This window comes from Clostridium omnivorum (genome assembly GCF_026012015.1).
Classification (GTDB): Bacteria; Bacillota; Clostridia; order Clostridiales; family Clostridiaceae; genus Clostridium_AX; species Clostridium_AX omnivorum.
Map to the genome: position 1 here is coordinate 1,771,991 of NZ_BRXR01000001.1, position 23,380 is coordinate 1,795,370.

The 23,380-nt window shown below is 32.7% G+C and carries 21 protein-coding genes; 5 read left to right on the forward strand and 16 right to left on the reverse strand.

Features of this window, described 5'->3' with window-relative positions:
* Positions 1 to 7: 7 nt before the first annotated feature.
* The 3 genes from bsdE14_RS08275 to bsdE14_RS08285 form a co-directional block, all read right to left on the reverse strand.
* A complete protein-coding gene (locus tag bsdE14_RS08275; protein ID WP_264849459.1) occupies positions 8 to 4,909 on the reverse strand; it encodes a DUF4132 domain-containing protein in 4,902 nt (1,633 codons plus the stop codon).
* Positions 4,910 to 4,923: 14 nt separating this feature from the next.
* The gene (locus bsdE14_RS08280) at positions 4,924 to 5,343 is read right to left on the reverse strand and encodes a hypothetical protein (RefSeq protein ID WP_264849460.1); all 420 of its coding nucleotides are present in this window, start codon (positions 5,341 to 5,343) and stop codon (positions 4,924 to 4,926) included.
* Between the two features lie 206 nt (positions 5,344 to 5,549).
* On the reverse strand, positions 5,550 to 5,978 hold the full coding sequence (locus tag bsdE14_RS08285) for a hypothetical protein (RefSeq protein WP_264849461.1): 429 nt from the start codon (positions 5,976 to 5,978) through the stop codon (positions 5,550 to 5,552).
* 624 nt (positions 5,979 to 6,602) lie between these two features.
* Here bsdE14_RS08285 and bsdE14_RS08290 point away from each other — a divergent pair.
* Complete coding sequence (locus bsdE14_RS08290; protein ID WP_264849462.1) at positions 6,603 to 7,727, forward strand: DEAD/DEAH box helicase; 1,125 nt, start codon at positions 6,603 to 6,605, stop codon at positions 7,725 to 7,727.
* 87 nt (positions 7,728 to 7,814) lie between these two features.
* Here bsdE14_RS08290 and bsdE14_RS08295 read toward each other — a convergent pair whose 3' ends face one another.
* From bsdE14_RS08295 to bsdE14_RS08310, 4 genes are all read right to left on the reverse strand, one after another.
* A complete protein-coding gene (locus bsdE14_RS08295; protein ID WP_264849463.1) occupies positions 7,815 to 9,173 on the reverse strand; it encodes a DUF4179 domain-containing protein in 1,359 nt (452 codons plus the stop codon).
* On the reverse strand, positions 9,173 to 9,727 hold the full coding sequence (locus bsdE14_RS08300; protein WP_264849465.1) for a sigma-70 family RNA polymerase sigma factor: 555 nt from the start codon (positions 9,725 to 9,727) through the stop codon (positions 9,173 to 9,175). Before bsdE14_RS08300 ends, bsdE14_RS08295 begins: the two co-directional genes overlap by 1 nt.
* Positions 9,728 to 9,915: 188 nt before the next feature.
* Positions 9,916 to 11,163, reverse strand: coding sequence for a UV DNA damage repair endonuclease UvsE (gene uvsE / locus bsdE14_RS08305; protein WP_264849466.1), 1,248 nt, complete (start codon positions 11,161 to 11,163; stop codon positions 9,916 to 9,918).
* Between the two features lie 178 nt (positions 11,164 to 11,341).
* On the reverse strand, positions 11,342 to 11,905 hold the full coding sequence (locus bsdE14_RS08310; protein ID WP_264849467.1) for a hypothetical protein: 564 nt from the start codon (positions 11,903 to 11,905) through the stop codon (positions 11,342 to 11,344).
* A 327-nt stretch (positions 11,906 to 12,232) separates the two neighbouring features.
* Here bsdE14_RS08310 and bsdE14_RS08315 point away from each other — a divergent pair, with 327 nt between their 5' ends.
* Positions 12,233 to 12,634 (forward strand): DUF1259 domain-containing protein, encoded by a 402-nt coding sequence (locus bsdE14_RS08315; protein WP_264849468.1) that lies wholly within the window; start codon positions 12,233 to 12,235, stop codon positions 12,632 to 12,634.
* A gap of 142 nt (positions 12,635 to 12,776) precedes the next feature.
* Here bsdE14_RS08315 and bsdE14_RS08320 read toward each other — a convergent pair whose 3' ends face one another.
* Together bsdE14_RS08320 and bsdE14_RS08325 are read right to left on the reverse strand one after the other, a co-directional pair.
* On the reverse strand, positions 12,777 to 13,055 hold the full coding sequence (locus bsdE14_RS08320) for a cysteine-rich CWC family protein (RefSeq protein WP_264849469.1): 279 nt from the start codon (positions 13,053 to 13,055) through the stop codon (positions 12,777 to 12,779).
* A gap of 209 nt (positions 13,056 to 13,264) precedes the next feature.
* On the reverse strand, positions 13,265 to 14,308 hold the full coding sequence (locus bsdE14_RS08325; protein ID WP_264849470.1) for a tetratricopeptide repeat protein: 1,044 nt from the start codon (positions 14,306 to 14,308) through the stop codon (positions 13,265 to 13,267).
* Positions 14,309 to 14,615: 307 nt separating this feature from the next.
* Between bsdE14_RS08325 and bsdE14_RS08330 the strand changes: the two genes are divergently transcribed.
* Both bsdE14_RS08330 and bsdE14_RS08335 read left to right on the forward strand, forming a co-directional pair.
* Positions 14,616 to 15,062, forward strand: coding sequence for a YsnF/AvaK domain-containing protein (locus tag bsdE14_RS08330; RefSeq protein WP_264849471.1), 447 nt, complete (start codon positions 14,616 to 14,618; stop codon positions 15,060 to 15,062).
* A gap of 92 nt (positions 15,063 to 15,154) precedes the next feature.
* On the forward strand, positions 15,155 to 15,808 hold the full coding sequence (locus bsdE14_RS08335; protein WP_264849472.1) for a YsnF/AvaK domain-containing protein: 654 nt from the start codon (positions 15,155 to 15,157) through the stop codon (positions 15,806 to 15,808).
* Positions 15,809 to 15,960: 152 nt separating this feature from the next.
* Here bsdE14_RS08335 and bsdE14_RS08340 read toward each other — a convergent pair whose 3' ends face one another.
* The 7 genes from bsdE14_RS08340 to bsdE14_RS08370 all read right to left on the reverse strand — a co-directional run bounded on the left by bsdE14_RS08340 (position 15,961) and on the right by bsdE14_RS08370 (position 22,535).
* Entirely contained in the window at positions 15,961 to 16,722 is a 762-nt protein-coding gene (locus bsdE14_RS08340; RefSeq protein ID WP_264849473.1) for a GGDEF domain-containing protein, read from the reverse strand.
* A gap of 197 nt (positions 16,723 to 16,919) precedes the next feature.
* Positions 16,920 to 18,824: an FtsX-like permease family protein gene (locus tag bsdE14_RS08345; protein ID WP_264849474.1), complete on the reverse strand. Its 1,905-nt coding sequence runs from the start codon at positions 18,822 to 18,824 to the stop codon at positions 16,920 to 16,922.
* Positions 18,811 to 19,581: an ABC transporter ATP-binding protein gene (locus tag bsdE14_RS08350; RefSeq protein ID WP_264849475.1), complete on the reverse strand. Its 771-nt coding sequence runs from the start codon at positions 19,579 to 19,581 to the stop codon at positions 18,811 to 18,813. Before bsdE14_RS08350 ends, bsdE14_RS08345 begins: the two co-directional genes overlap by 14 nt.
* A 105-nt stretch (positions 19,582 to 19,686) precedes the next feature.
* Positions 19,687 to 20,712 (reverse strand): sensor histidine kinase, encoded by a 1,026-nt coding sequence (locus tag bsdE14_RS08355; protein ID WP_264849476.1) that lies wholly within the window; start codon positions 20,710 to 20,712, stop codon positions 19,687 to 19,689.
* Positions 20,709 to 21,383, reverse strand: coding sequence for a response regulator transcription factor (locus bsdE14_RS08360; protein ID WP_264849477.1), 675 nt, complete (start codon positions 21,381 to 21,383; stop codon positions 20,709 to 20,711). Before bsdE14_RS08360 ends, bsdE14_RS08355 begins: the two co-directional genes overlap by 4 nt.
* Before the next feature lie 78 nt (positions 21,384 to 21,461).
* Positions 21,462 to 22,181: a hypothetical protein gene (locus tag bsdE14_RS08365; RefSeq protein WP_264849478.1), complete on the reverse strand. Its 720-nt coding sequence runs from the start codon at positions 22,179 to 22,181 to the stop codon at positions 21,462 to 21,464.
* An 18-nt stretch (positions 22,182 to 22,199) separates the two neighbouring features.
* Positions 22,200 to 22,535, reverse strand: a complete 336-nt coding sequence (locus bsdE14_RS08370; RefSeq protein ID WP_264849479.1) for a PadR family transcriptional regulator — start codon at positions 22,533 to 22,535, stop codon at positions 22,200 to 22,202.
* Positions 22,536 to 22,895: 360 nt separating this feature from the next.
* Here bsdE14_RS08370 and hsp18 point away from each other — a divergent pair, with 360 nt between their 5' ends.
* Positions 22,896 to 23,342: a heat shock protein Hsp18 gene (gene hsp18 / locus bsdE14_RS08375; RefSeq protein ID WP_264849480.1), complete on the forward strand. Its 447-nt coding sequence runs from the start codon at positions 22,896 to 22,898 to the stop codon at positions 23,340 to 23,342.
* Positions 23,343 to 23,380: the final 38 nt, after the last annotated feature.

Genomic DNA, 23,380 nt, shown 5'->3' on the forward strand with positions numbered 1-23,380 from the left:
TACCAAATTATCTACTTATTTGTTCCAACACACTAGGGTCTTTTATCTTACCATCCTCAGCTAGCAGTACAATCTTTGATATTATTTCAGCACTCTTTGGATCGCTGTCTATGAAGGGCAAGAATATCCTGCCTCTGTGGCTAGAATGAACTGGCAGTATGTTTATAGAGCCTGTTCCCATTTTATGAACTACGCCACTGCCTAGATGTACTGTGTACTCTCCATGAACCCCTGTAATGTTGGCGTGAGTACCTTTTATAAGTACATTTGATAGCTTCAAAAGCTTTAATATTTCCTCCACAATAACAACTCTTATATCTACAGTGGACATGCTAGCTTCTGGGTCAACTCCACCTACGTGAGCAACACTTACTACTAAATCCACATCTCTCATCACTTCTGAAAAAATTAGCTTAGGTACTTTATCTATTGGCACTGGCTTAAAGGTTTTTCTATCCTCAAATCTCACAAGTTCTATAGTTGGAGCTTCTATCTCTGAAGGAGAGAACCAGTCTGCTAGTGCATATATAGTAGCAATTATATTTTCCTTATAATAAACCTTTTGAAGTCCTTCTTCATAGCTTGCAAGCCATCCTCTTGTTTTTAGCAGCGCTGCTGCCTTTTTAGGTTGAATTTGATGACCCGCGTATCTTCTTGATTGGGTCTGTTCCTTAAGCTCATCTGCATTCGGAAGATATAGTTCTCTAAAGACTTGCTTAAATGGCTGTATAATCTTTCTTGAGAATATATCCTTTTGGAAACTAGCCCAATAGCCCGCTTCATATAAGTGCACAGGGTGAGCTATGATTACTCTATCCTCTAGATTTAGCTTATATGCCTCATTGTTATAGTCTACTAAGCTACCATTATTTAAATATCCAAACTTATCATAAGCTTTAAATACCAAATTTTTAATTACTGGATTAAGCACTGGATTTTTGCAAAGATTTATAAGTTCCTCCGCGCTGAATTCTTCTCCATTTTCCATAGCAGCTTCAAAGCTTTGCCTTGCCCTTGTATATTGATCCTTAAGAGACTTTTTCAGTTCTTTTAATTCCACCACATAATTATGCTTTTTAAACCTTGCAGGCACATCCTTTAGTGTCTTTCCATCCTTTGTGCACACTATATCTGCTTGGCCTAGTTCATCTATAATAAGCTGTATTTCTATATCTTCTAATTTATATGGCTTAAGATAGACGCTTACTGCATCAAGCTTTGCTGTTTCCATGTTCCAGCTTAGCCTATTCACATCAGAATAGCCCGCATTTCTAGCCAAATTGTTCAAGGCAATGCTGGCACTTCTTTTTTCACTAGCCTGCCTTTGTGCCCCAAACTGCTTGCTTTCCTTTATGAACTTATGAATGTATTCATAGCGCTCTAAAATATCCTCTTTATCCTTTATAGGAAGTAAGCCGTAAGTAAGCAGATAATCCTTGTTTCTTTTATCCATTACCCTATTTTTAACTTCGTTAATATCAAGCTTTCCTAAAGTAGCATCTGCAAAGAGCTGTGAACGCTTATGAAGTCCGCCTCCAGCTATATATTTTGCACTATCATATACTATTTTAAAATTCTTTTCACCAATAGTATTGTAAGCCTCCAGGAACCACTTTTGATCAAAGGCTCCATCTCTTAAATCCTGTGGTTCAATTGGAGTATACCTAGCCACTATAGCTTCCTTTTCCTTAGAAAAAAATTCATTCACATGCGCATGGAAGTACCAGCAGGCAGATTTTAAGCCTTCATAACCTAGATATTCTGAAACTATATCAAGCCATTGCGGTGAATACATGGCAGCCTCTATAAGCTGTTTGCTAGTTATCTTTCTGCCCTTTAAATGTGCTTCTAAGGTTCCTGCATCCTCATCCTCTTTTGGATAACAACACTTTAAAAGATGACTAAGCATCTCCTTTTTAGTACAATCTCCACTTACAAAGTTATACCCTCTTACATAAGTGTCCTTTTCCGCATTCAGTATTATGGAAGTAAAAATACTAGCCCCATAACATTTTTCAATTTCTGCTGCCAAATGGGTTACTTCTGTATTAAGCTCCCCTCTTTTAACCTCAATACTTGCTATAGTATCTACCACCTTATTTCCTATCTCAACCAATAATGGATACTTAGATAAAATGTCTTTATCGTACTTACGAGATGTAGTTATTGCTTCAATATTTTTAGGACTTATTGGTCTTTCCATAAACTCCTTATAAACTTCGTTCTCATCTATAATACCTAATTCTAAAGCACGTCCAAATTGCTCTAGGTTAAGAGTAGCTTTATCCTTGTATTTGCTGGCCTTATAATAGTTATAAGCGATATTAAAATATTTTACGAAATTTTCATCATCCTTACAATTTTTATTCATTAGCCTTAACCAATAATCTATTTCCTCACTAGAAGCTAAATAGTCCTTATAACTAGGATAATAGTACTCAGATCTTTTCAAATACTCTTCTTGAAACTTTTCTAATGGAATATTTGTAAATATATACTCAGACATATCCTTGCCAAAGCTGAAGCTGTCATTGCTAGATATTTCTCCAGCCAATAATTCAATGTAGGTTGTTATTTTTCTAATATACGGTATCTTATCTAAAGTTTTCGAAACTTCCTTAAGCATTTTAAATTCAAATGTGTTATTAATTATATCTGTAAACCATGGTAAATAAGCCCTATACCCTAGTTGATTCATAATTTTAACATAATAATTTAGTTCAATAAGCTTCCACCCTTCAAGCTTATTAAGCTTTGCAAATTCTCTTACCTTATCAGCAATAGGAAAATTATCAAGTCTATAATTATTTCTATTAAAGGGTTGAAGAAAATCTGAACCTCCTAAAGTGATAGCTGTCCTAGTATTATCCCAATTTACTATTTCATACTCAAAGTCCCTGTTTTCATGAATAAAATTACTAAATTTATTTAATATGTCCTTTAGTCCATCAATAGTCATTGAGAATCTATCTTTAATATTGAACTTCTTAGGTATTTCAATAGGTGAAACCTGATATTCCTTAGCTTTATCATATAAACCAAAGCCATTTCCAAAGTTTTTTATAGTGCTAGTATCCTTTATAATGTTACTAGCAAGCAGCCTTTCCTTTTGAGAAATCTCACTCATTGAGGCTATTGAGGCTAAACACTGCTTGTATATTTCTTTATGTTCAGGGCTTTCTTCTAAAGCATTAACTAAATCTATAGCTGCCAATCTTTTATTTTCATTTTTACTACTTGATAATCTATCTATGCTCTCCGCTAATTGGTCACCGTTCTGCTTAAGCAGCAGCTTTATTGCACTTTTTCTTAAATCTCCAGACTTGTATTGCAGTAAGTTTTCTATAACGCCATAATCCTCACTAGTTAAAGCTAATGAATTAATTATTTTGAAGGCACTTTCCCTTATAAAAGCACTTCTGTCCCCACAGGCTTCAATTAGTGCTAATTTTTGCTTAGCATTTTCAGGATTCTCTAAAAGTGTTTCCACAAATGCTTTCCTTGTGTCCACATTCATTTTTTCCCTATAGTCAATAAGTGTATCTACAATCTCACTATTGTAGGTTAAAGCTACGGCAAGCAGCATCTTTTCCATTATTTCAGCAGTTGTGAGTTTAATGTCTACCCAAGGAAATACACTGCCTTTAAACTCAATTTCTTTTTTAGTCATCCTGAGCAAAATGTTCTTAAGTTTATTAAAAAGTTTTATTCCATAACAATGATCTGGCAGCTTGCTATAGTCCTTTACATACTCTACGTTATTTACAGTTAAATTGCCAAATAAATTTTTCACTGCAAGAGCGATTACCTCTAAATCATCTTCTTCAAGTACACTGCATGCAACCTGATGCTTATAAATATAAAATTGAGTTTCGTATAAAAATTCCAATGCTACAAGCTTTTTATATTTTTCATTGGAAGAAAGTAGGTTATATAATACCTCATCAATGTCCTCTACCTCATTAAAAGCCACTGACCAAATGCCTATGTATATAAGCAAGTTATCCTTAGAAGCTATACACTCATTTTTATATTCTTCATTAGTTAAGCAATTATATATTGCATCAAAGCACTTTTTCACAACCTTTGGTCTATCAATATCTATTGCAAGTCCAATCCATGTGCCAAAAGCTCTCACTACAGATGAAAAGCGCATTAAATTATTGTCTATTATGAGTTTAAGAATATAGATAAAACCTTCCTTCGAGCCCTCATCTATACTTTCAACTATAGCTTGTCTTAAACCTTCTTGAAGCTTTGCCGCTAAAAGGAGCTCTCCTATGAGTCTATGAGCATCTTCATTCTTACTCATAAGTAAGCCTCTAATTATCTCTCTTGTAACAATTGCTGTATTATTCTCGCTATAAATTATAGCTTCTATTTTCTCAAATACCTCCTTATTATTGTTATCAAGCTCCATTGCTATTATGTCAGAAATTACTGCTATGTCTTGATAGTTGCCCTTATTATTCATAAGGTATTTATCCAATGTAAAGCCAGTAGCTGCTAAGTATACAAATTCTACTAACTTTTCAACATTCCTACTAAGATATAATTCTGAGGATTTATTTGATCTGTAGGACCTTCTATAATACCCTGTAGAGTAAATATATTCTGTAGATCTATTCCAAATAATTTTAAAGCTTTTAGCAAAATCACCCCCAAGCAGTAATGTTAAAGCTCCATAATTCTTTCCCTCAAATACATCTCTAATATGCTTTGTATCCTTTTTCCATAAGGTATCAGCTAAGGTGTTGTACTTGTCCCACCGATTATCATAAGTTGAATTAACGTATTCCTTAAAGGCTTCCACAATATCAATTCCCCGACCTACATATAACAATTTTTTAATCAGAGATTTTTTTAAATAGTCATTAATTATTTCTTTACTCTCATTATTTAAATACATATACCCTTATCCCCCTACCACATTCTACCTGCAAGCATAGTAAGTTTAATAAACGTTAACACATCATCATCCTTTAATTCTAGAGTCTCATCAAGCTTCCCAGCTTCATTCTCTCCTATAAATACTCTATAAATTCCATCTTCGTAAGCTAAATAAGCCGCTTCTAATGCCTTACTCAAACTCTGCTTATTTTCATTATTGAGCTCACCAAAGGAAACCTTACCAACTGTTAGCTTTTCATCTATTTCGCTATTAGTTAGATAATCAACTATCCTCTCTTTTTTTTGTCTTTCATTGAAGTCCTCTACATTTTTAGTGACAATGGCACCTATTAATTCCCTTAATGTTACTGGTATAAAGTCTAAAATTATTTCTTCTTTTGTTATAAAATTCTTTCGAGAGCCTGCTTGTTTTACATTCACATATAATTTCATAAAATCCCCCTGCATAAATTAACATGCGTTACAAGTTAACCATTACCTTCCATAATTATATCATTATTAGGAAATATAAAATATATTCAAATGAATTTATTTACTAATTTCATAGTATAAAAAAACTGTGTTGAATACCAACACAGTTTTTTAAATTCAAACTATTTTCTTTACTTTTTGTCTACCAAATACCCTATATAAATAGCCTACTCCACCTGCTTTACAAGTGTCTTCATAACATCCTTTAATTTGCGTTCTCCTATTTCTTCATGGGCTATTGCTACAATCAATTTAATGTCATTATCTGATAAATCCCATTTATAAGCTCTTATGTCTAGTATAGCTCCTTCAGGAAGTATCTCATCAAGGCTGGTTGCTACCTCTTCTGCTAGTGAAAGATATTCATCGAAGAGATCATCTTCATTTAGCTCCCCTTCAGATAGTTCATCTATATCCCCATCTTCCTCCATAATCTCCTTTAGAGTATCTATACTTATGCTTAGATTATAGGCTAATATGTCATCTCTTTTAGAGCCCTTGCTCATATCTTTAACTACTTTAAAGTCTGATTCGGCCTCTATAAGCTCTTTAAGTTCCTTACTATCAATAACCGTATCTCCAAATAATATGTACATCTTCTCAACTCCATTCTTCAGTATTTCATAATTATACCATAGGATAATTATATGTTAATCCTTAATTTATTTTATTTTATATTACTTTCTAGGATATATTCCCTATTTTAAGCAAAATTCCTCCAATTAGTATGGATATTATATCAAAATAAGCAGTTTTCAACATACTATTGTCAACTTACCACTACTATGGCACCATTTTACTTGTTGAAATGTTTTTATAAACGTGGTATTATAATTTCATCGAAAGACATTAAGGCTTCTCGATTAATAGCTACATATTCTGAGATATTCGTAAAGCTTCTATTTTGAACCTACATTAAAGCTTTGGAAGTCCAATATTTAGATGAAGAAATGTACCTACTTGTGAGTCCTTTAACGGCATTGAAGGCGATTGAGGCATCTGTGCGGGCATCCCCCTATCGAGAGATAGGTGTCAAAATAGGAGTACCGGTATTTTGGATATAATAGTTAAAGCTAACGCTCATGATTTATCTGAATCATGAGCGTTTTTAATTTAATAAAATATCTTTCAAAAACCCATACTATTAGTATTAATCAGCTCTTTATGATATTATAGACTAGTTTGGATAAATACAGCTTATTAATGAAAGGTAGAATATAATGAATTTTAAAGAATTAGGTATAAGTGAAAATATAATAAAAGTATTAAAGCAAAATGGGATTATGGAGCCCACTCCAGTTCAAGCAGAAAGTATAAGCCTTATTAAAGCTGGAAAAGATGTTATAGCAGAAGCTCAGACTGGTACTGGTAAAACCTTAGCCTTTTTACTTCCCATTTTTGAAAATATATCACCAAAGGTAGATGCTGTTCAGGCACTGATTATTACCCCTACTAGGGAACTTGCTATTCAAATTACTGAAGAAGCAAAAAAGCTAAACAGCGCTAAGGACGTAAATATTTTGGCTGCTTATGGTGGAAAGGATATTGGTTCTCAGCTAAAGAAGCTGCAGGGCAGTATTCATCTTATTATTGCAACTCCAGGAAGACTTATAGACCATTTGGAGAGAAAGACGGTTAACCTCAGCAAGCTAAAAACCCTAGTATTAGATGAGGCTGATCAAATGCTTTTAATGGGCTTTAAAAATGAAGTTGAAGCTATAATGAAGGAAATCCCTAAAAAACGCCAAACTCTTTGTTTTTCAGCAACTTTAGATGCACAAGTTAAAAAACTTGCTTATAGATATATGAAAGATCCTGTAACAGTTTCTATAGAGAAGGAAGAAATAACTCTTAGCAATATTAAACAATACGTGGTGGAGACCACTGACAGAAGAAAGCAGGATTCCCTATGTGCTGCTCTAGATCAGGATAATCCTTTTATGGCTATCATATTCTGTAGAACAAAACGAAGAGCTAATGACCTTGAAATGGCTCTTGCTAGGCGTGGATATAATTGTGAAAAGCTGCACAGTGATGTTATGCAGTCAAAGCGCGAGAGAATAATGAAAGCTTTTAGGAATGCTGATTTCCAATACCTCATAGCCACTGATGTAGCTGCTAGAGGACTTGACATAAGCGGGGTAAGCCACATTTATAACTACGATATCCCAGAAACTGTGGAATCCTATATCCACCGAATAGGAAGAACAGGAAGAGCTGGTGAAGAAGGCTATACCTGTATGTTTGTTGATCCAAAGGATATGAGAGCCCTGGAAGAAATCGAAAAAACTATTCAATTTAAAATACCTAGGAGAACAATAGATTTAGAAGATAAAAAGCTATAAGCACTGCTGCTTATAGCTTTTCTTTTAGTTAGGTTCCATATTAGAGCTTAAGGCATCCCTAATCAATTGCCCAGATTTTACCAATACCTAATTTAAATCCACTGTAAACTCATTATCTTTTAAAATACTTATCTCTCCCATATTGTCTGTTCCTACATATATATCACTGCTTCCATCATCTTTAAACACTGCATGTAATGTGTCATTACTATTAACTATATCTTTCATATTATCATTTCCATGACTTCTAACCATCTGCTCCTTGCTGCTGTTATATAGATATAGTCTTCTAGCTTGAAGTTTTACTGATACCCCTTCGGTTTTATAATCTACATAAATCTTTCCATCCTTGCGTTGGATTTTACTTATAATTATTTTATTTTTATCATCCTGCTTTAAGGTAATTGCTTCATTGTTCCATTTAACGGGTTCTGTCTTAGTAAATTTACTTTCTCCATTTTTCTTATCCAAATAATTATAGTAAGGTATTATATAAAGCTTTTTAGCTTCTTTAGAAACTGCTGAAAAACTTGAATAACCTTCATATTCCCCTTTAACACCTCCTATAAGCCCGTCAGTACCATAACCTGAGCCTTCCTCTATTAATTCGTTGCCCTTATCATCCTTAATGATAAAGTTAGCAGATTTATCTCCTTTAAGTTTATAGGTCAAATTTGTTGTAAGAGGTGTTATCCTAAGCTCCTTCAAATTCATCTTTATGTCGCTGGTAGCTACACTATTATTTAATTTTATTACTTTTGTATTTTTTTCAATTTCACTTTTCGACACATTAAATTCAAATGCCCAGGGGCCGGTAATTTTCTTATTTTCATTCCCTTTTTCATCTAAAAATTGAACTTCATTATATACTACCTTCATAGAAATATTATCTGGAACTTTTACATTATGGATGTCTAGTGTGTCCACATTTAAATACGTATTACTATCAAGAAATTGGCCAGTTGAACCCCCACCTACGTTTAAATGCTTTCCATTAATATATATTTCAGGAAATCTTACAAGTACTGAATTGCCCTTAAATTTATCATCACTTTTAAAGGTAGAAGCAATCCTCAGCTGGTTTTCATCCAGCATTACTTCATTTAAAGTTGCAGTAACCTCGCTCTTAACTACATCCTTGTTTATAACTGATGTATACTTATCAAATTCAGCATAATCATAGCCCGTAATATGTTTTATTATTTTACCCACCACTGGTATTCCCTCAGCAAAGGTTGGTGCTGTCTTAGCCAAAGTAAATCCAGCTACCACAAGAACACAAAGTACCGCTGCAATTACCTTGCTGACTTTAGGAATAATGACGGCTTTTAGGTTTTGATGCAGCCTTTTCTTAATGCGTTTCTTTTCCATATCGTTGAGTTCAACTTCCTCATATTGAGATAAATCAACATCCACATCATTTAACAGCTCATATACATCCTTCATCATTTACCCTCCTCACCTAATATTATTGACTTGAGCTTTTTCCTTCCTCTGCTCAGCCTATTATTTACTGCTTCTCTATTAATCCCCATCTGTTTACCTATATCTTCTGTGCTTTGTTCCTGAAAGTATCTTCGCATAAATATTTCTTTATCTTCTTCTTTTAAGTTGCTTAAAAGCTTCATCATCTCTTCACGATTTTCCTTGGCTAAGATTTCGCTCTCAAGCACCGCCTTATACTTTAAATCAAGTGCATCAATATCCTCATTATGTAGTTCCTTAATTAATTTTCTTTGATAATCTATGGACTTGTACTTAGCAATGGCCGCCACCCAACTCTTAAAGCTGTTTTCCTTGTAAAACTTATCTATATTGTCCCAAACAGCTAAGAAAACATCATTCATACATTCATCAACACAGCCGCTGCCCTCAAATTTATATAAAGTTTTCTTAACTATGGCTTTTATAAGCCCCCCATAATTATCAACAATAAAATCTAAAGCCTTAGGATTTCTCTTTTTCAGCTCTACTACTAAATTATCCTCGCTGATTTTCACGTTCATTCTCCTTTCCATAAGAGCTCTTACATATGTTAAGTCGTAAAAATTATAAGATTTATATCAACAATGTTAGATTTTTTTATAATATACTTCTAATAATATCCAACTTTTACACAATAGAAAAGCGATATATGGAAAGTTACAATCCACATATCGCTTATTATTTTTAAAATTAAAATATAGCTTTAATAAATAAAGTAGTAGGAATCATTTATAAAATCAGCCTTGTACTTTTTACACAGCTTTTGCAGTAGTGCCTTTATTTTTATTCTATTTTCTTCTGCATTCATTAAAAGCTGCTTATAGTTTTCCTTTTCCTTTGCAGTTACTTTATCTTTCACATAACCATACACATGCTCTGCGGTATTTATAAAACTACCTTCCTCAAAAGGCTGATTGAGGCACTGATCTATATATGTATACACCGTTGCCATTGGCACATCCGAATTTATTAAGCTGCTGCACTTTTTATAATAGGAATAATTCTTTTCCATTACGCTGTATTTGTATTTTGCCCACTGTTCCGTTCTCCTTGAAACCTTTGTTTTATCATTAAGAGCATAGACACATTTTAATGCAGATATTTCTTTATCCTTCACTTCCAGCATAATATCAGTCTCTACACCCTTTAAACTCTCTATATAATCTAAAAAATTCTTAGTAATTACAAACTTAGAATGAGCTCCCCCTCTTTTTTCCATATCCTTATCAGAATAATGAAGCTTCATGTGTCCATCCTCCGCTTTCCAAGTACTTTTAACTTGTTTTATGATTTCTTCCAGCTCTAAATTACATGGATTAAGCTTATGATGAAGGTTATCAAATACAGCAGGGATATTAAGCTGTTTGCATATACTTAAAACCTCTTCTATGGTATAGCTCCTTTCATCGTTTTCAACCACCAGCCTTTTTTTAGCTGAAGTAGAAAGTCTGTTAAAATTTGATTTGAAGTTTTCCATTGCATTTGTCTTATCACCATATACCCCACCTACATGAAGTATGATTTTATTGCTGTAATCTACCCCAAGTGAATCGAGAAATCTGCAGTGATATTCCAAATCCGCAATGCTCTTTACCACCACTTCGTTATTAGGAGAATTTAAAACTGTGTACTGCCCTGGATGCATTGATACTCTTATATTATTATCCTTTATAATCTGTCCACACTCTTTAAGCTCTGAGCCAAAACTATCCCACCATTTAATATCATTAACTGGATGGCTTGCAAAAGGAATAATATCAGAGCTTATTCTAAACATATATATATCATTTTTAATATTCCACTTTAGAATGCTCTCTAAGTCTGCTATATTGCTACTAACACATTCATTGAATATCTTTTCATTAAAATTCTTTAGCATAAAGCTTCTTGAGGTTTTGTACGTAATTGAAATAGGCGTACAAGCATATCCTACTCTGATTTTAAAAGTCATCCCTGCTCACTCCTTAGTTCACTTTTATAAAATCCTTTGCTCTATTTTATAGTAAAGGTATTTTTCTGTCTATCCTTTATTTTTACCAAAGAAAAGCGGTATGTAAAAGGGGGCTTAGATACCGCTTGCTGTTTTTCATTCTATACAATTTTAATTAAAAGGGAACTGTTTTTAATTATTATTGGTTATTTGATGGTGCTTGTGCTGGTGCGCTTGGCTGTGTTCCTTGTCCATTTTGGCTATTAGGTGTTTGCTGTCCATTTTGAGTTTGCTGATTGTTTGATCCTTGCTGACCATTTTTACCTTGCATTTGATTACCTTGACCAAAGCCACCTTTTCTATTTCTACCTTGTCCTGGAGCCTGTTCTAGCCTTCCACCCCTGCCAGCTTGTCCGAAGTTTCTGTCTCCTCCTCTTCCACCGCCAGTTCTAATATCTATAACTTCACCAGATATGTTCTTTTTGATTTCTATTCTTTCTCCTACAACTATATTATTGCTATCCAATGGATAATCTCCAAGGTTTACTGTCTTTGTTCCTAAGAAGTTTCTTACTACAATGCTCTTAGTGTCTGCTTTCAGTACAGTACCTTTTACTTCAAATGCCAGGGAGTAACCTACATTAAGTCCAGCTATTATAACTATAGCAGCAAGTACACCTCCTATTTTCTTTTTAGTAAATACCTTCTTACAAAAGCCTCTTAATTTTTCGTTGTTAATAATCTTATTTATTCTTTCGCCCATGCTAACTCCTCCTATATAATATTTATTTGCAATTTTGCTTATATCTTATCTTATATTTTTAGTAGGTTGTTTCCCTTCTATGTTTTAAATTATACATAGGGATTATTGCAGAAATATCAAGGCTTTATGTGAAATTAATGTGATTTTAAAAATATTAATATTCAAGTAGAATAGCTATACTTTTAATTGAGAACCTATTTGGACAAGTATCATAGTATATATGGAAGATAACCTTCTTATTTTACATAGAAAATCAAGTTTACTGAAATATCAGGCACAATATACAAATTTGATTTTCTATAATCAGATAATATAGGAAGGGTAATCATGTCAAAAAAGTGTAATTTATGCGAAGAATTTGCTGATATACTTGATGCCGAAATTCTAACTTCTACAAGAGATTTATGCGTTGTAACCTTCCTCAGAGATATACCTGCGGAGATACTTGGAAGACCCACTCACTCTCCACTAGCCTTAGCTGCTCTGTTCTCCTTTGAATCTCCCGATGAGCAAGGTAGAACACTAAATTTAGGGGAAACAGTTATACTTCAAGAAGAAATTAACGAATTTATTACTGTGCTCAGAAGACATGGCATTAAAATAACAGCACTTCACAATCATTGGTTATTTGATCAACCAAGATTAATGTATATTCACTTTGAAGCTATAGACAAACCATTAACTTTTGCTAGAAATGTAGCAGATGCTCTTCAAACTTTAAAATACTAGTTTAAACTGGGTACCTGTGGTGTATTCCATGGGTATCCTTATGTGAAAAAATAAAAAAGTCGTAAAATTCAATTGAATTTTGCGACTTTAATGATAATTTATTTATTATTACAGCTTCAACAACAGCTAAGAATGTTGAATACTAGCTGTACTTCTCTATACAAGCTTTGCATATGCAGGCTTTTCCCTTTTTATCTTCAGGTACTAAATCTAAAACCTGTTTTGGTACTTTTATGTTATCGCACCAGCATCCACCCTGTCCATGCTGGCAGTTGTTATCCTTCCCACAAATCGGACAAATTCTCTCTTCTCCTGTTACACCCACTAATATCACTCCTCTTATGAGATTATCCCTCAATCTTGTAAAAATTATATCATATTCTATGCTTAAACATAATTCTTTAAATTGCAGTTTACCCACAAATATCAAACACATAAATTGCCTCAGGAAAAGTAAATCCTATGCCTGAAATACCAATCCCATTTATATATTTAAACCATCATAACCTGCAATTAATTTTATTTTAGTTCCTAAGCATGATAATATTATAAAATATAAATATGACATTTACATGATGAAAATATTAATAATTTATTTCCAAAATCTTAAATCTACCTTAAATTAACAGGTTATAATTCAACAATTCTACTTAAATATTCTTTTGATGCTTCAATTTCATGGTTTTCAATATGCAGTAAAGCCAACTTGGCATAGATCTTTGTTATCTGCTGCTTATCACCTAGTATATTTATTATTTTCTTATAAACTTCCTTAAGTTCTTCAAAGCTGCAGCTATTTTTATAAAAATTCTCTAATAAATAGTATCCTTTAAGCTCATATTCTCTATCATGAAACTCGCTGGCCATGGATATGCCCTCATTAGCTAGTTCCAATGCTTTTTCATTATCACCTATTATAAAATGCACAGCAGCTTTATCTATCAAAGTATGAGACAAATTTAACAAGTCCCTTCCCCTTCTAATGCTTTGCGCCTTTTCAAAATAGTATATAGCTTCATCTATCCTATTTGTTTCAAAATTTACTACACCTAAATTATTATATATATAACCTAACCGAGTGTCCTCTTCATCCTCAAACAGTTCCAGTGCTGCTTCATAAATCTGTAGTGCCTTATAAAACTCCCTCTTAGCTATATAGCAATTAGCTTGTAATACTATTCCATCAATATAATCGTTGAATTCACAGTTTACATCTATTAACGAAATATAACTCTCTAATATTGATAAGCATTCATCTATAAAATTAAGCTTTTTATAGTCAAATGCAATATTAAATAGTGCATATTTTTCAACATTAGTATCTTTAATCCTAACTGCTAATCCATATGCTTTTTCAAAGTAAGGTAAAGCTTCCTCATATTTCAAATTCCCAAGCATACACTTGCCCATCTTATTATAGATATCCGGTAAAATCTCCTTATTCAAACTATAGCTGAGCTCTAAAACACTGTTGTATATTATAAAAGCTTTGGTATATTCACCACTCTCATATAGAATTTCCGCTTTTTTGCTATGAGCATGTAATAAAACCTCTTTTAAATTTAGCTGCTGACAAATGTTAATTACTTCTTCTAATTCTTCTAGGTTGTTTATTACATTAATTTTTTCTAAATAATATATTTTTATTTCATCTATTTTAATTCCTTGAGTCAAAAGTTCAAAACCTACCTTCCAGCTGATTAATTAACAAATTAATTGTAACGATTACATTGATATAACACTATTATACTATTTTTTTATAATAAAAAAAAAGCAAATACTAACTTTAAGCTATTATCATGCAAAAATATACCTTTTGGGTTGAGAATAACTCCACTATAATCCAAATATGGTCCTATGTTCATAACACCCTATAAACAAACTAGGATATTACATACAAATAAGTGGAATGCTATTTTAGAATAAATTATTTTATTTTTAGGATACAATGCTTTGTATCCTAAAGTAATAGGAGGTAATTATGAGTAAATTATTTGATATTTTTGGTGATGATAATGAAGAAGCAAAATCAGAAGATAACGGAAATTTACGCCTTCGCAAAGAAGAATTGGATATTAATAAAAAGCGAGTTCAAACTGGTGAAGTAGAGTTAAGTAAAGAAATAGTGGAAGAGCAAAAAACTGTAGACGTACCCGTAACTCATGAAGAAGTTGTTATTGAAAGAAGATCTGTAGATAATGAAGCTTCTGATTCTCCAATTGGTGAAAGCGAAACTATACGTATACCTGTAAGTGAAGAACAAGTTGATGTGGATAAGCACACTGTAATTACTGGTGAGGTAAGTGCTCATAAACGTGAAGTTGAAGAAACCAAACATGTTGACGAGACTTTAAAAAGAGAAGAAGCCCGTGTAAACTCCACAGGAGATGTAGATGTTATTAATGAAGATGAAAGCGGTCTTCACTAAAGCTCCTATGCTATAGGGTAAAAGAACACACCTCACAAATTACCACAGCACTGCGAGGTGTGTTTTAATACTATTTAAATGGAGGTGTTTCCATGGCTCATAAGGATATTTATAAAGGACATAATTCATCCACTATTAAAGCAGCTGCTATAGGAGGAATATTTGGTGGAGCAATATATATAATATTCAACTTTTTATTCGGAATAAGATTCCCTGATATCTCCTTACTAGGAATTATTATAAGTTTTATTATAGGAGCAATACTCAGAGTCCTATATGAATCCTATCCAGCTGACCAAGTAGCAAAAAATGATGCTGCAGAATTTCCTAAACAGAGTATTCTTGAAGATGAGAATATATTAGAGCTTCATGAGGAACAGCTGGATATCTCTAAAAAACGAATACAAACAGCAAAGGTAATTACTCATAAGGAAATTGTAACGGAGGAAAAAAATATTATGGTTCCCGTGACCCGGGAAGAACTAGTAATTGAAAAAACAGTTTTTGATCCTGATGATCCCAGCGATGTAGAAGGCCAAACTGAAACAATACGAATACCTATAAGTGAAGAAGACATAGATATTGTTAAACATAAGGTAGAATTAGAGGATGTTTCAGTTTATAGCAATGAATATGAGGAAAATCAGCAGATTAAAGAAACCTTGAAAAAGGAAAAGCTTAATATTAAAACCACTGGAAACGCTAAAGTTATAGACAATGCTACTGAAAACACCAAGGAGACTTAAAATATAATGATGATTTATCAACAATAAATCGAAAGTTATGCACACTGTCCTCACTCTTGTGAGTATAACTTCTGATTTTACTCGCAAAATTGCTCCTTTTATTAGCAGTTTAACTATTAATCCTGCAATAAAAGGAGCAATTATAATTTATATTAATTTCGTGAGCAGCCACCCAGCTTCTTGTCGTAGTACATCTTTTTATCAGCTGCCTCCAGCAGTTCATTAAGAATTTTACCCTCATCAGGATATTTTGTATATCCCATACTGATTCCAGCATATTTTACATTATAAATCTCATAAACCTGCCTTTTTATATTGCAAATTAGATTTTCAATCTCCTGCTGATCTAAGCACTCTACTAGAATAACAAATTCATCTCCGCCTATTCTTGCTAAATATCCCTTTGAACCTATAGAAGCCCTTATGATGTCGCTAACCTTGGTTATATAGTTGTCACCTTCACTATGGCCAAAAGTATCATTTATACTCTTAGTTCCATTAAGATCACATACCAGCAAATAAAATGGGCGCTTTGCTTTGGTATATGAATTATATGCTTTTTCAATACCACTTCTATTTAATGCTCCGGTCATATAATCAGTTAGTGTTGTATTTTCAAGCTCTGTCATCATTTCCATAGTAAACCTTGTCCATAAAATTATTCCAATAATATAGGTAATACCACCAGCAGTTAAAAATACTTTTATAATTGCGTAAACTAATGGACAATTCATTACATTTGAAAACATATCTAAGAAAGTAGCTATAGAAATAAGCGCTAGTCCACCTATTAAAATGATAAAAACTCGCTTTTTTACCTGCCACCTTTTCTTAGTAAAATAAAATAATCTAGTCATATAAAAGAGAAGTACGGCTACAAATAAAAACACTACAACTTTTCTAAACTCCATCATATTCTTTATCCTGCCTTTTTATATACTTTTCCCAGATAATTGTATTAGATATTTTATATTTAGTTTTGCAAAAACATTCTCTTTTCTTTATTGTATACTAAACCTATAAATAATCAATATAATTTTATAATCTGGATTATTATGCATGGAAACAAAAAAAACTGCAAGAGGCTATACCTCCTACAGTTAGATAATTATTAATTCTCACTTACGCTTTTCATGTATGAATTCAAAGTTGCAAAATAGTATATGCAGTAAATTGCAGCGTAAACTAGTACAATCATTATATAGCTTTTTGTTAGCTTCAAGGAAAGCATTTTGCCTAGAGTTATTGTAGCTGGATAAGCATTCATCACAGCAACTATAAGCGGTGCCCCAAATAGAAGAGCTAACTCCTTTGATATAGCACCTTTTATTTCACCTTTGCTTACTCCTATTTTGCTTAATACTATGAACTTATCCTTGTCCTCTCTTGCTTCCATGGTCATTTTAAAATATATAATGCTTCCTGTGGCGGTTACAAAGAGTAAGCCTATAAATAGCCCTATAAATGCCATCATTCCCAGCAGCTTTAATCCATCCTTATAATGCTCGTAAAAGCTTAACACACTACTATCTTTAGGAAGTGACTTGCTTAAATCATTAATAAAATTCTCAGCAGTAAAGTCATTATCAAGCTTATATAAAGTCATTTTTATCACAGCAGTACCTTCTGCCTGATTTTTCATATTACTATATATTGAATCTTTAACTACTATAGTCTGCATAAAATGGTCTAGTGCTATAAAAGGTCTTATATCTGTTCCAGTTATATTTAAGCTGTAGCTTTGACCTCCCACATTTATATTCATTTTCCTGCCTATAGCCCTTTTATCTGTTACAAAGTTTTGAAGCTGAACAAAATAACAATCGCCATCATCTTTTAAATCGGCTTTTCTGTTTATACCTTCATGCTGATTTAATTTGTCAAACTCACTTTGTTTAATTACGTAATACTCCATATCGGTATTTAAAAGCGGATCTACAGCACTAACATGCATAAGCTCTATATCATCCTTATACTTTACTGATACTTCACTGTGTTTACCTAAGGTATCTTGGAATGCTTTATCTGAACCATTTACATTAAAATACTCAATAGACATTGGTCTCATATATCTAGAATTTTCTTCAGTTTTGCTGTAAGAGCCTACACAAGTAACTAATGCACAAAGTGCTATTGTAGTGCACACTGCTATTATGCTTAAGGTTCCTACATTTCCTCTATATCTGTAGTACAGCTGTGCTGTAGTTATAAGCTTTGTTCCCTTAAAAAGCCCCTTCTCATTTTTCTTACTTAAATGAATTATAAATGAAGTAGTGGAGGTAAAAAACAATACAGTTCCTAATACCACCAGTAAAACTACTATAGGAACCTTAAACAGGTTTGCTGCCAGCTGATTTACTGCAATATAATATCCATAGGCTAAGCACACAATTGCTAAAGCACCAAATATTAAGGTAATTATAGATACCTTTAAACCTCTTTCTACCTTTTTAGCTGCATTAAATAGCTCTAGAAGACTGCTTTTCCTTATAAGAAAAGTTCCATGTAAGGTTATAAGCGAAAATATTACAAGGAAAACTAGTATACATATCTTTAAAGCCTTTAAGTTCCATTGAAAAGGAACTGCTGCAGAAGTTTTAACTATATAATAAAGCAGCATAATAAAAAACTTATTAAAGATTATTCCTAGCAGTATTCCTGTTAATAACGAAAATATCATTACAATAATATTTTCGAAGAAATTAAGTCTTGCAACTTGTCTCTTGGACATTCCAAGCAGCATATAGGTAGCAAACTCCTTTTTTCTAGATTTTATGAAAAAGGAATTGGAATACCATATAAAAAACGCTGAGAAAATTACAGTCATAACCGCCCCTACCTGAAACAACGTTATAAACTTTTTCATGGTTCCAAGCTGATCTTGAACATTCTTGTTATACAAAATAGACATAAAGAGATATATTACAAATACACTAAAAGAGGAACTAACATAATATGCAAAGTAGTTTTTATAGTTTTTCTTAATATTCCTAAGCGTCATACTAAATAGAGTCATCAGTGTCACCCCCAATAACTGACAACACCTTTAATAGCTTTTGATAAAAGTCCTTTCTAGATGAATCTCCCCTATATAATTCATTAAACAGCTTTCCATCTTTAATGAAAATTACCCTTTTACAATAAGATGCAGCAAAGGAGTCATGAGTTACCATTAGTATAGTAGCATTATTCTTTTCATTTAGATTTTGAAGAGCTCCAAGAAGCTCTTTAGAGGACTTTGAATCCAATGCTCCAGTTGGTTCATCCCCTAAAATAAGCGATGGATTTGAAATTATTGCTCTAGCTGCAGCAGCTCTCTGCTTTTGTCCACCTGATACTTCATAGGGATGCTTGTTCAATATATCATCTATACCAAGCTTAACTGCTATATCCTTTAGCCTGCTATCAATAGTAGAATAGGGCATTCTGGAAAGCGCTAGAGGTAGCACTATATTTTCTTTAAGTGTCATATTATCAAGCAGATTAAAGTCTTGGAATATAAAGCCCAGCTTATCCCTTCTAAAAGCTGATAAATGAGGTTCTTTTAGCTTAGTTATATCCTTTCCATCTATTAAAACACTTCCTGAGGTAGGCTTATCAATAGTAGAAATAACATTCAAAAATGTAGTCTTGCCTGAACCTGAAGGCCCCATTATACCTACAAATTCTCCCTGATTAATCTTTAAATTTATGTCATCCAGGGCTGTATATTTTACTCCTCCAAATTTAGAACCATATACCTTCTTTAGATTATTTATATTTAATACTTCCATAATATCCTCCAATTCTTGGTGCACCCCAATTAATCTTTATGATCTTATTATATAAAAAAGCAAAATGTACAGCTATTTTTTTAGCTTACATTTTGCTATGCTAACTTACATTTTTGTAATATAGTAATCATTCCACTTAGGAAAATGCACACTAACAGAGGTTCCTTTGCCGTATTCAGATTGAATAGTTATGTCATGCCCTAGTTTTTTAGCAAGTTTATAGGAAAGGTATAGTCCCATACCTGTAGCCTTTGAATTAACATTTCTTCCGTTGCTGCCTGTGAAAGACTTTTGAAATACTCTGTCCATATCCTCTTTTTTAATTCCTATTCCAGTGTCTTCTATAACTAAAACCTTTTCCTTATGATTTTCATAAGCACTGCATTTTATAGTTCCATTTGTACTTGTATACTTTAGAGAGTTAGAAAAAATCTGATCTATTATAAATAGCAGCCACTTTTTATCAGTATCTACCCAGAAGCTTGACTCCACTTCATTCACAAAGCTAATATGCTTTCTTATAAAAATTATGGAGTGCTTTTTAACACTTTCCTTTATCAAGGTATTCAGGTCTACTTCCGTTATAATATAGTCCTCTGAAAAGCTGTCACACCTTGAATAGAATAACACCTTTTCTACATAATCATCAATTTTATCAATCTCTTCATTTAAGGAACTGGGCAAGTCACTTCCACTGACTATATTGTCCATTAACAGCTTTGATGTGGTAATAGGCGTCTTAATTTCATGTACCCAAGCTGTCATAAACTCATTATTTTCCTTAAACTGATTTTCCATATTCTTTAGTGAAGCATTATAAAAATCATATAAATCTAGTAAAACACCAGCATAAACCTCATCCTTGTATTCCATAGGTTGTGGAAAGATAGGTGTTTTATCCTTTGACGCCCCAAACTGCTTAAGACCATTTATATATTTAGCTTTTATCAGATAATCACTAAACAAATACACAGCAAATATGATAAATGACACAGAGGCTAAATAAAGAATATTTGAATTAAGCATTCTATTACTTCTATCTAGATATATGGCAGCAAGTACAAAGGTCATTAACACAGCATAGAAAATAAGCAATCTATAGTTTTCCTTTAAATATCTTAAAAAACTCATTTTATAATATACCCCTGATTCTTTATTGTTGTAATAAAATCTTCAAGTCCTGCCTCATTAAGCTTTTTTCTAAGCCTGTTTATATTAACTGTAAGAGTATTGTCATCAATGAAGCTTTCATCCTCCCAAAGCTCCTGCATCAGCTTTTCCCTGGAAATAATGGTCTCGTGGTTTTTCATAAGCACATATAATATCTTAAACTCATTCTTTGTAAGCTCTAGGCTCTGATTATTATAGTATATGGTATTATCCCTCAAGGAAAGTATCACATCCTTGTAGTTAATAGCCTCCAGACTTGGCTCAACATAGGAGTAAGTTCTTCTTAAAAGTGCATTGATCTTTGCCATGAGAACTTCCATTGAAAAAGGCTTAGTTACATAATCGTCCCCGCCCATTTGTACTGCCATAACAATATCCATATTGGTGCTTCTAGAGGATAAAAATAGTATTGGCACTTTAGCTATAGCTCTTATCTTGCTGCACCAATAAAAGCCATCGTATACAGGCAGATTTATATCCATAATTACAAGGTGAGGCTTCTTCTCAACGAATTCCTCAAAAACCTTACTAAAATCCTCCGCATAGCATACCTCAAAGCCCCATTTTTCTAAGGCACTTTGAATAATACACCTTATCTTTTCTTCATCTTCTACTATCATTATCTTGTACATAGCACTCATCCCCAAATACAAAATTTTGCTATATTATCATATAAATTATAACCAACTATTCTAAATAAAGAAATTAAATTATAATAAACTTCTAATAAGACTTAGTAGAGTCTTTCCTAGGTTTGGATGAACTTGTTTAACTGCATTCATAACCTGATCTTCACTGGCTGGAGCTTTAAACATATACTGACCAGTACCGTGCTGTTGAAATACAGACACTATCCCCTTAGCTACTCCCCCAATGGCTATATCTGCTGAAGCATATCCACCAACAGCAATATACTTTGCAATTGCAAGTCCCCCTATACTTAATCCATAGGATATTGCTATACCTCCAGCTGACAACAGCCCTGAAAAAGCTGCCCCTGCAATAGCTAAAATAATTCCTAAGGATACTGCACCAAAGCTAAATACCCCAACAGAAATAGCTCCAAAGCTAAAAACTCCAACAGCTATGCTTCCAAATGAAAATATTCCTTTAGCTACTCCCATAGGCTTACAATTCATATGAAAAAGCGGCAATCCAAATATCTTTGTCTTAGAAACATACTCATATCCGTATCCATATCTAGGCCTATAATAATTTCTTGTATCATTAACAATGCCTAGGTTTTCTCTAAATTCAGCAGCAATTTCTTCAGGCTCTCCTAAAAGAATGTAGGGATCACTTTCCCTAGTAATCTGCTGTTTTTCTATTAATGAAGAAAGTAAATCCTCTCTTATCTCCCTTTCCTTTCTTCCTCGTATACCTATATAATTTATAACCATGTTAATGTACTCATTAAATTCTCTATTCATTTATACCACTTCCTTCTTTTAAATATCTAAAACCTTATTTGTTATACCATTAAAGTGCTTCCATATATCAATTTGGTCCTTAAGTGCTGTAATCCCACTGTGTGTAATTTTGTAATACTTTCTAGGAAGCTTTTTCTCATCCTCTGGTATTACTCTATAGTTTTCAATCCAACCATTGTCCTCAAGTCTATATAGAATTGGATACAGAGTTCCTTCTTTTAGTTTATAATAGCCTTCACTGATTTCATCCAGCAGCTGAATTATTTCATATCCATACATATCCCTTTCTGCAATTAATTTAAGTACAATTATGGACAGTATGCCTTTCTTAAGTTGATTATCTAATTCTGGCAATAAATTCACCTTCTCTTATATAGCTTTCATATATATTTAGTATTGCTAAGTATATTATACTGCTAAATATAACTTATGTAAATACTGGAATAACTTTTACTAAAATAATTTTTCATAAATTTAATAAGCATTGATTACACTGCACCAAAAATCCCCCTTTTTAATTAATTACTTCGATTTCAATTAACAAAAATAAAATAGATAAAGCTTTCTTTTATTATCTTTAAAAATCTTTTTATTTGTTCATTTTCTAGACTTTGACTTTCTTTGACCTTGGTTGTATTATATAAACATAGAAGGAAATGATAATTCCTTAAACCAAATTTATATTTTATAAACATTATGAGGAGGTTTTTATTTATGTTTGGTATGGTTCCTTTTAAAAGAAACAACAATTCTATAGCAAAAAGAGGTGATTCCTTCTCTGACCTTATAGATAACTTCTTTAACGACGACTTCTTTGTTCCCATGGTTCCTTTTAAGAATAATTTCAGTGTGGACTTAAAGGAAACAGAAAATGAGTATATAGTAGAAGCTGATCTGCCAGGAGTTAATAAAGATGCTGTCAACGTTGAATATGAAAACAACTATTTAAATATAAGCGCAAAACGAGAAGAAATCATAGAAGACAAAAATGACAACTATGTAAGGCGTGAAAGAAGCTATGGCGAATTCAACAGAAGCTTTTATATCGATAACGTAGATGCAGACAAAATTGATGCTTCATTTAAAGATGGCGTGTTAAAGATTACAATGCCAAAGCTGGAAAAGCTTAAAGAAAATAAAAGAAGAATAGACATTCAATAAACTTTTGGAGCGTACTCAGAAATCTGGGTACTCTCCTT

What these genes read in the sequence shown, in the direction of transcription:
- bsdE14_RS08275 (WP_264849459.1), bottom strand. Translation starts at nt 4,909, where the DNA reads ATGTATTTAAATAATGAGAGTAAAGAAATAATTAATGACTATTTAAAA.
- bsdE14_RS08280 (WP_264849460.1), bottom strand. Translation starts at nt 5,343, where the DNA reads ATGAAATTATATGTGAATGTAAAACAAGCAGGCTCTCGAAAGAATTTT.
- bsdE14_RS08285 (WP_264849461.1), bottom strand. Translation starts at nt 5,978, where the DNA reads ATGTACATATTATTTGGAGATACGGTTATTGATAGTAAGGAACTTAAA.
- bsdE14_RS08290 (WP_264849462.1), top strand. Translation starts at nt 6,603, where the DNA reads ATGAATTTTAAAGAATTAGGTATAAGTGAAAATATAATAAAAGTATTA.
- bsdE14_RS08295 (WP_264849463.1), bottom strand. Translation starts at nt 9,173, where the DNA reads ATGAAGGATGTATATGAGCTGTTAAATGATGTGGATGTTGATTTATCT.
- uvsE (WP_264849466.1), bottom strand. Translation starts at nt 11,163, where the DNA reads ATGACTTTTAAAATCAGAGTAGGATATGCTTGTACGCCTATTTCAATT.
- bsdE14_RS08310 (WP_264849467.1), bottom strand. Translation starts at nt 11,905, where the DNA reads ATGGGCGAAAGAATAAATAAGATTATTAACAACGAAAAATTAAGAGGC.
- bsdE14_RS08315 (WP_264849468.1), top strand. Translation starts at nt 12,233, where the DNA reads ATGTCAAAAAAGTGTAATTTATGCGAAGAATTTGCTGATATACTTGAT.
- bsdE14_RS08330 (WP_264849471.1), top strand. Translation starts at nt 14,616, where the DNA reads ATGAGTAAATTATTTGATATTTTTGGTGATGATAATGAAGAAGCAAAA.
- bsdE14_RS08335 (WP_264849472.1), top strand. Translation starts at nt 15,155, where the DNA reads ATGGCTCATAAGGATATTTATAAAGGACATAATTCATCCACTATTAAA.
- bsdE14_RS08340 (WP_264849473.1), bottom strand. Translation starts at nt 16,722, where the DNA reads ATGATGGAGTTTAGAAAAGTTGTAGTGTTTTTATTTGTAGCCGTACTT.
- bsdE14_RS08345 (WP_264849474.1), bottom strand. Translation starts at nt 18,824, where the DNA reads ATGACTCTATTTAGTATGACGCTTAGGAATATTAAGAAAAACTATAAA.
- bsdE14_RS08350 (WP_264849475.1), bottom strand. Translation starts at nt 19,581, where the DNA reads ATGGAAGTATTAAATATAAATAATCTAAAGAAGGTATATGGTTCTAAA.
- bsdE14_RS08355 (WP_264849476.1), bottom strand. Translation starts at nt 20,712, where the DNA reads ATGAGTTTTTTAAGATATTTAAAGGAAAACTATAGATTGCTTATTTTC.
- bsdE14_RS08360 (WP_264849477.1), bottom strand. Translation starts at nt 21,383, where the DNA reads ATGTACAAGATAATGATAGTAGAAGATGAAGAAAAGATAAGGTGTATT.
- bsdE14_RS08365 (WP_264849478.1), bottom strand. Translation starts at nt 22,181, where the DNA reads ATGAATAGAGAATTTAATGAGTACATTAACATGGTTATAAATTATATA.
- hsp18 (WP_264849480.1), top strand. Translation starts at nt 22,896, where the DNA reads ATGTTTGGTATGGTTCCTTTTAAAAGAAACAACAATTCTATAGCAAAA.